Below are 7,488 nucleotides of genomic sequence, written 5' to 3' on the forward strand. Positions count from 1 at the left end.
TCGGTGAGGTGGGGTGATGATTTCCAGGTTCATCAAGCAACGGAAAATGGCGGCGATGGTCGCGGCTGCGCTGGCGCTCGCCGGCGCGAGCGCGCATGCGGCGCAACCGGACGACAGCGGCCGCGCGAGCCGGGTCGTGAAGCACGTGCTGCTGCTCAGCATCGACGGCCTGCACGAACAGGATCTCGCCCGCTGTATCGGCGCGAATACGTGCCCGAACCTCGCGGTGCTCGCGAAGAGCGGCGTGACGTACGCGAATGCGTACGCGCCGGGGCTGTCGGATTCGTTCCCGGGCCTCGCCGCACTGGTGACGGGCGGCTCGCCGAAGACGGCCGGCCTGTTCTACGACGTGTCGTACGACCGCAACCTGTACGCGCCGAGCGACACGACGTGTTCGGGCAAGCAGGGCTGGAACGTCGTGTTCGACGAGACGACCGGCATCGATGCGTTCAACGGCGGCGCGCTCGTGCACCTCGACGGCGGCGGCGCGTTCAATCCGCAGGCGATACCGCATGCGAAGGTCAACGGGCAGTGCGTGCCGGTCTACCCGCACAACTACGTGAAGACCAACACGGTGTTCGAGGCCGTGAAGGCCGGCGTGCCGAATGCGCGCACCGCGTGGGCCGACAAGCACGCGTGGGGCTACGACTGGCTGAACGGCCCGTCGGGCACCGGCGTCGACGACCTGATGCGCACCGAGATCAACTCGATCGACCCGGCGACCAACACCGACTATACGGACGTCTACTCGCACACCGCGCGCTTCGACAACCTGCACGTGCAGGCGCTGATCAACCAGATCGGCGGCCGCGATTCGACCGGCACGAAGTCCGCGCCGGTGCCGACGCTGTTCGGCGCGAACTTCCAGACGCTGAGCGTCGCGCAGAAGGCGCCGGTCGCGAAGGGCGGCGGCTATCTCGATGCCGACTTCACGCCGAACGGGCAGGTCGCGAACGCGATCACGTACGTCGACGACGCGATCGGCCATGTCGTCGCGGCGCTGAAGCAGGCGAACTTGTATACGTCGACGGCCGTGATCGTCACGTCGAAGCACGGCCAGTCGCCGAGCGATCACACGAAGCTCGTGAAGAACGGCGACACGCTGACGAAGCTGCTCGAAGCGAACGACTTCCTCGACCCGAACGGCAACTTCGGCCAGAACAACACGACGACGGGCAACCTGAACGACGGTTCGGGCCTGGTCGGCACGGGCTTCGTGCAGACCGACGACGTCGGCCTGGTCTGGCTGCGCGACCGCGGCCAGCGCACGGCCGTCGTGCAGGCGCTGAAGGCGAATCTCGGCTGCAACGCGCCGGGGATCTGCGCGGACGGCCCGCAGGCATACGTGCTGTACGGCGCGGCGCTGGCCGACCGCTTCGGCGATCCGGCCAACGGCCGCACGCCGGACATCGTCGTCCAGCCGAATCCGGGCGTGATCTACACGTCGAGCACGAAGAAGGACGAGGAGCACGGCGGCAACGCGCCGGACGACAGCCATCTCGGCCTGCTGGTGTCGTATCCGGGCATTCATCGTGCGCGCACGGTGAGCGATCTCGTCGGCACGAAGCAGGTCGCGCCGACGATCCTCGCGCTGCTCGGCGCGGATCCGCGCCTGCTGCATGCGGTCGTGGCCGAGAACACGCGCGTGCTGCCGGGGCTCGGTATCGGGCGTTGACGTTGCAGGCGGAGGCCGCCGTCGGGCGGCGTCCGGCAACGGGCGCGCGCTGTCGTGCGGCGGTGCGCGTCGGCGCGGCCCGCACGACGCTGCGCCGCCCTACGGACGTCCGGCTTCGTCCAGCATCCATTCCCTGAAACGCCGCAACGCCTCGCTCGTGTCGAGGCGCTCCGGCGCGTAGCACAGATAGTGCCCCTGCGCGTCGACGTCGACGGGCGCGTCGAACGGCTCGATCAGCGTGCCCGCCGCCAGATTGTCGAGAATCAGGAAGCGCGGCACGAGCGCGATCCCGAGCCCGGCCTGGGCTGCCTGGATCAGCACCGAATACTGCTCGAAGCGCGGCCCGGCCAGCGCGTTCATCTGCGACGCGCGATGACGTTCCGCCCATGCGGACCACGCGATCTCCGCCTGCTCGTGCACGAGGCGCGGCGCCGCCGCCGCGTCGGCGGGCACGCGCAGCGCATGCCGGTCGGCGAATTCGCGCGAGCAGACCGGCACGAAGGTCCGCCCGCCCAGATAGTCGCTTCGTACGCCTTCCCATCCACCGTCGCCGTAGCGGATCGCCGCGTCCAGCCCGAACGGAAACACGTCGCCGGGCGCGAGGTGGCGGCGAAAGCTCAGCGTGACCCCCGGCGCGGCGGCGAGAAAGCGCGTGAGCCGCGGCAACAGCCACTTCGTCGTGAACGTCGGCACGATCGCGATCGTCAGCAGGTCGCCGTTCTCGCGGGCGCTTAGCAGCTCGATCGACGCGTTGCCGATTTCGCGCAGCGGCCCGACGACGCGCGCGTGATAGACCTGACCGGCACGGGTGAGCGCGAGGCCGCGCCCCTCGCGCACGAACAGCTTCACGCCGAACAGCGCCTCGAGGTTCGCGATCTGCCGGCTGACCGCGCTCGGCGTCAGGCCCAGTTCGCGGGCCGCGTAGGAGAAGTTCAGGTACTTCGCGGACGTGGCGAACGCATGCAGCTCCGCCACGTTCGGATACAGGTGCTTCATCGCGAGCTGTTCCGTCCTTGCATAGATCGATGCGCGCTTTTTACGTTTTTTTCATGACGATGCCATGTCGAAACCGCACACTGCGCCGGCTTCGACAACGCATGCGGGCCCGTCCGGCGGGCGTTGCGCGAGGTTTTTCCCGATCGTCAGCGAGTGTCTTCATGTCTGAGTCAACCGCCCCGGCCATCGCCGACGGTATTCCGATTCGTCGTAACAAACCGGCCCGGCCGCCCGTCGGGCGCCTGCTGCTGCAGGCGCTGCTCGCGGTGTTCGGCCTCTACCTGCTGTTGCCGATCGCATTGCTGCTGATCGGCGCGGTGGGCGAATCGTGGACGAACACGTTGCTGCCCGCCGGCGTCACCGGGCACTGGTTCGCCGATCTGGCCGCGAACCGGAGCTTCACGCGCGCGTTCGGCGTGAGCTTCATGGTGGCGCTGGCGTGCTGCGCGCTCAACGCGGTGATCGGCCTGCCGCTCGCGTATGCGCTGCATCATCGCGCGCAGGCAGGCGGCGGGTTCGCGACGCGCATCGTGATGCTGATGCCGGTCGCCGTGCCGGCGCTGACGCTCGGCTTCGGCTACATCGCGATCTTCAGCGGCGACACGTTGCCGTGGCTCGGCACGTTGCCGCTGATGATCGCGGCGCACGCGGTGCTGACGCTGCCGTATCTGTTGCAGACGCTGCTCGGCGACCTGCGCCACCTCGGCCTCGCGCGGCTCGAGGCCTGCGCGGCGACGCTCGGTGCGACGCCGCTGCGCCAGTTCGTCACGATCGTGCTGCCGAACCTGCGCCACAGCCTGTTTTCCGGCCTCGTGATGGTGGCCGCGCTGTCGATCGGCGAATTCCAGATTTCGAACCTGATCGCCGGCTTTCGCTACCGGAACTATCCGATCGTGTTGCTGCAGGCGTTCTACGGCGCGACGGGGATGGCGTGCGCGGCCACGGTCGTGCTGCTCGTGCTCGCCGTGCTCGCGACGCTCGTGTCCGTCGGCACCGTGCAACGTCTGAAATGAGTCATCCATGAGCCTCGAATTCGAACACGTCAGTTTCCAGTATCCGGGCGCCCGTCATGGCGTCGACGACGTCACGTTGTCCGCCGCGCAGGGCGAACTGCTCGCGGTGATGGGCCGCAGCGGGTCCGGCAAATCCACGCTGCTGCGGCTCGCGGCCGGGCTGCTCGACGGCTGGCGCGGCCGCATCGCGATCGGCGGCGACGACGTGGCCGGCGTGCCCGTGTGGCGGCGCGAAGTGGGGATGGTGTTCCAGCACTACGCGCTGTTCCCGAACCTGCCGGTCGTCGACAACGTCGCGTACGGGCTGCGGATGCGCGGCGTCGCGGCCGACGTACGGCGCCGGCGCGCGCTGGACATGCTCGAGCGGGTCGGATTGTCGGCGCATGCGACGCGCGGCATCGCGATGCTGTCCGGCGGACAGCAGCAGCGCGTCGCGCTCGCGCGGGCGCTCGTGATCGAACCGAAGCTGCTGCTGCTCGACGAGCCGCTGGCGGCGCTCGATGCCGGCATCCGTCATCAGTTGCGCGACGAGATCCGCGCACTGCAGCGCGCCTGCGGCGCGACGACGCTGTTCGTCACGCACGACCAGGACGAAGCGCTGAGCATGGCCGACCGCGTCGCGATCGTCGACGGCGGCCGCGTGCTCCAGGCCGGCACGCCGCGCGACCTGTACGAGCGCCCGGCGACCGCCGAGATCGCGCGCTTCGTCGGGCATTCGACATTGCTGCGCGGCCGCGTGCTCGCGCAGGGCACCGTCGACGTGCGTTTCGCGACGCTGCGCGCGGAAACGGGCGGGCACCGGCCGGGTGCGGAAATCGAGGTGCTGGTGCGCCCCGAACACGTGCAGGCCGATCCGCCCGAACACAGCGCCAACCGCATCGACGGCCGTCGCGGGGACGTGCGCTATTTCGGCGCGACGCAGCGCTACGACTTCATTCCGGACGGTTCGGCCGACGTGCTGCTGTGCGAAGGGCGCGAGCCCGCCGCGCGCAGCATCGCGATCGACCCTTGCCATCTGCTCGTGCTGCCGGCGTCGCCGGCCGCGCAATGACCTCTTTCGTTCAACGGAGATTCACGATGCTTGCAGGCTCCCTTTTTGTGAAGGCCATGCGCGCCCGCGTGCTGGCGCTGTGCGCGCTCGCGGCGCTTTCCAGCGCGGCGGCGCAGGCCGCGCCGCTGTATCCGGGCGAAGACGCGCTGTACGCGAAGGCGGCCGACGAAGGGCTCGTCGTGTCGTTCGATACCGGCCCCGAATGGGCGAACTGGAAGGCGCTGTTCGCCGAATTCCGCAAGCGCTACCCGAAGGTCGAGATCACGTACAACGACATCGGCTCGGCCGCGACCGTCGTCGCGCTCGACAAGTCGCGTCGCCGTCCGCAGGCCGATACCGCGTACTACTTCGCGGCGTCGGCGCTCGACGCCGCGGGCAAGGACGTCGTCGCGCCGTTCCGGCCGGTCAACTTCGACAAGCTGCCGGGCGTGTTCCGCGCGACCGACGCTCGCTGGTTCGCCGTGCATTCGCTGAACATCGCGTTCCTCGTCAACCGGAAGCTCGTCAAGAACGTACCGCAGCGCTGGTCGGACCTGCTGAAGCCCGAGTACCGCAACGCGGTGGTCTATCTCGACCCGCGCTCGACCGGGCAGGGCCAGGTCGCGGTGTTCGCGGCCGCGTATGCGAACGGCGGCAGCGTCGAGAACCCGAAGCCGGGCGCCGACTTCTTCGGCAAGCTGAAGCAGGCCGGCAACGTGCTGCGCGTGGAGGGCACGACGCCGTACGCGAAGTTCGTGAAGGGCGAGATTCCGATCCTGATCGGCTACGAGAACGACGGCCTCAAGGCGAAGTACGCGGACGGCATGGGCGACGCGGCCGACGTCGTGATTCCGCAGGACGGCAGCGTGTCGGCGCCGTATGCGATGAGTCTCGTGAAGAACGGCCCGAATCCGTCCGCCGCGCAGCTCTGGCTCAACCTCGTGATGAGCGACGTCGGGCAGGCGCTGTTCGCGCAAGGCTACGTGCGCCCGGCGGTGCCGGGCACGCCGGTCGCGGCGGACGTCGCGGCGAAGCTGCCGAACGCGCCGCAGGTGCGCCCGCTCGATGTCGCGAAGGCGGCGGCGCGCAAGGCCGAGGTCGACCAGCTGTGGTCGCAGGCCACGCTCGGCCAGTAAGGGGCGCGGGATGCACGCTTCCTTACCCGAGCGCGGCGTGCTGCGCCGTTTCGGCGCGCTGCCCGCGGCCGCGTTGCTCGCGGTGTGCTTCGTGCTGCCGCTGGCCGCGCTGGTCGATGCGGCAGGCGCGGGCGGCGGCCGCGCGTTCGCGGCGGTGTGGCGCGATCCGCTCGTCGCCGATGCGATCGCGCGCTCGCTGGCGCTGGCGGTGGGCGCCGGCACGCTGTCGGTCGCCGTCGGCGTGCCGGTCGCGTTCGCGCTCGCCGGGCAGTCGCCGGCCCGTCGCCACTGGTCGCTCGCGCTGCTCGGCGTGCCGCTGGCGTTTTCCGGGCTGGTGATCGCGTACGGCTTCATCCTCGCATTCGGCCGCGCGGGCTTCGTGACCACGCTGCTGGCCGCGCTCGGCGCCGATCCGACCGTGGTCGGCGGCGCGATCTACACGATGCCGGGGCTCGCGGTCGCCTATGCGTACTACCTGATCCCGCGCGTCGCGCTGATGATCTACCCGACGCTCGCGAATCTCGACCGGCGGCCGCTCGAGGCGGCGCTGACGCTCGGCGCGCGGCCGTGGCGCGCGTGGCTCGACGTCGCGTGGCGCGAGCTGTGGCCGTCGGTCGCGTCCGCATGGTGCCTCGTGACGGCGATCGCGCTCGGTACTTACGGCACGGCGATTGCGCTGGCCGGCACGCAGATCAACATCCTGCCGCTGCTGATGTATCTGAAGCTGTCGGACGGGCAAACCGATTTTTCGCAGGCGGCCGCGCTGTCGATCGTGCTGACGGCCATCTGTACCTGCGTTCTTGCACTGGGGGAAGGCCTTGTTCGCCAACGACGTCATTGAATGTGCGTGGTCCGAACCGGCGCGCGACGCGCTCGCGCGACTCGCGCAACGGCAACGCGGCACGCACCGGCACCGGATGCCGGTCGGCGTGATCGGCCCGCGCGACGCGACGGATGAACAGATGCGGGTCGCGGAACGGATCGCGCACGCGGTGGCGGCGACGGGCGTCGCGCTCGTCGGCGGCGGCAAGCAGGGCGTGATGGAGGCCGCCGCGCGCGGTGCGCACGCGGCCGGCGGCTGCGCGATCGGGCTGTTGCCCGAGGAGGATGCCGCGCTGGCGAATCCGTATCTGAGCGTCGCGCTGCCGACCGGGCTCGGCATCACGCGCAATGCCTTGGTCGCACGCGCGTCGGTGTGCCTGATCGCGGTCGGCGGCGGGCTCGGCACGCTGTCGGAAATCGCGCTCGGGCTGCAGTGGGGCAAGCCGGTGTTCACGATTTGCGGGGCGCCGCAGGTGGCGGGGGTCGAGTGCTTCGACGAAGCGGACGCGCTCGTCCTGCGCGTCGCGCAGTGGCTGGCCGATTCGGCGTAGCGCAGGGTATCGGGAGGGGGCGCCCGGCGAACGTCGCGCCCGGGCTTGAAACGGGGCGCGCAACCCGCCATATTGGCCGGGTGTCACCCGTTCAACGACGTACCGAGAGGATCGTTCATGCGCCTGCTGCTCGCCCTGGTGCTCCCGTGGTTCCAGTTCTTCACGATCGGCCGCCCGATCGCCGGGATCATCTGTCTCCTTCTGCAACTCACGATCATCGGCTGGCTGCCGGCCGCGATCTGGTCGGTGTATGCGCTGAGCCAGT

8 protein-coding genes are annotated in these 7,488 nt (G+C 69.8%); 7 read left to right on the forward strand and 1 reads right to left on the reverse strand.

The features are described 5' to 3' along the window. Positions 1-16: 16 nt before the first annotated feature. On the forward strand, positions 17-1,675 hold the full coding sequence (locus AC3IFE_RS24650) for an alkaline phosphatase family protein (RefSeq protein ID WP_489192590.1): 1,659 nt from the start codon (positions 17-19) through the stop codon (positions 1,673-1,675). A gap of 99 nt (positions 1,676-1,774) precedes the next feature. Here the strand turns inward: AC3IFE_RS24650 and AC3IFE_RS24655 are convergent, their stop codons facing one another. Continuing rightward, complete coding sequence (locus AC3IFE_RS24655) at positions 1,775-2,671, reverse strand: LysR substrate-binding domain-containing protein (RefSeq protein ID WP_489192591.1); 897 nt, start codon at positions 2,669-2,671, stop codon at positions 1,775-1,777. A gap of 161 nt (positions 2,672-2,832) precedes the next feature. Between AC3IFE_RS24655 and AC3IFE_RS24660 the strand changes: the two genes are divergently transcribed. The 6 genes from AC3IFE_RS24660 to AC3IFE_RS24685 all read left to right on the forward strand — a co-directional run. Beyond that, positions 2,833-3,684 (forward strand): ABC transporter permease, encoded by an 852-nt coding sequence (locus tag AC3IFE_RS24660; RefSeq protein ID WP_489192593.1) that lies wholly within the window; start codon positions 2,833-2,835, stop codon positions 3,682-3,684. A gap of 7 nt (positions 3,685-3,691) precedes the next feature. Further along, entirely contained in the window at positions 3,692-4,735 is a 1,044-nt protein-coding gene (locus AC3IFE_RS24665; RefSeq protein ID WP_489192595.1) for an ABC transporter ATP-binding protein, read from the forward strand. 26 nt (positions 4,736-4,761) lie between these two features. Next, positions 4,762-5,850, forward strand: coding sequence for an extracellular solute-binding protein (locus tag AC3IFE_RS24670; protein ID WP_489192597.1), 1,089 nt, complete (start codon positions 4,762-4,764; stop codon positions 5,848-5,850). 10 nt (positions 5,851-5,860) lie between these two features. Next, positions 5,861-6,691, forward strand: a complete 831-nt coding sequence (locus AC3IFE_RS24675) for an ABC transporter permease (protein WP_089470781.1) — start codon at positions 5,861-5,863, stop codon at positions 6,689-6,691. A gap of 76 nt (positions 6,692-6,767) precedes the next feature. Further along, positions 6,768-7,223, forward strand: a complete 456-nt coding sequence (locus AC3IFE_RS24680; protein ID WP_301737710.1) for a TIGR00725 family protein — start codon at positions 6,768-6,770, stop codon at positions 7,221-7,223. Between the two features lie 117 nt (positions 7,224-7,340). Further along, positions 7,341-7,488 (forward strand): YqaE/Pmp3 family membrane protein (locus tag AC3IFE_RS24685; RefSeq protein WP_489192602.1); only part of this gene is annotated, 148 nt, incomplete at its 3' end.

It is taken from the genome of Burkholderia sp. APQ4-4ca, from assembly GCF_057837105.1.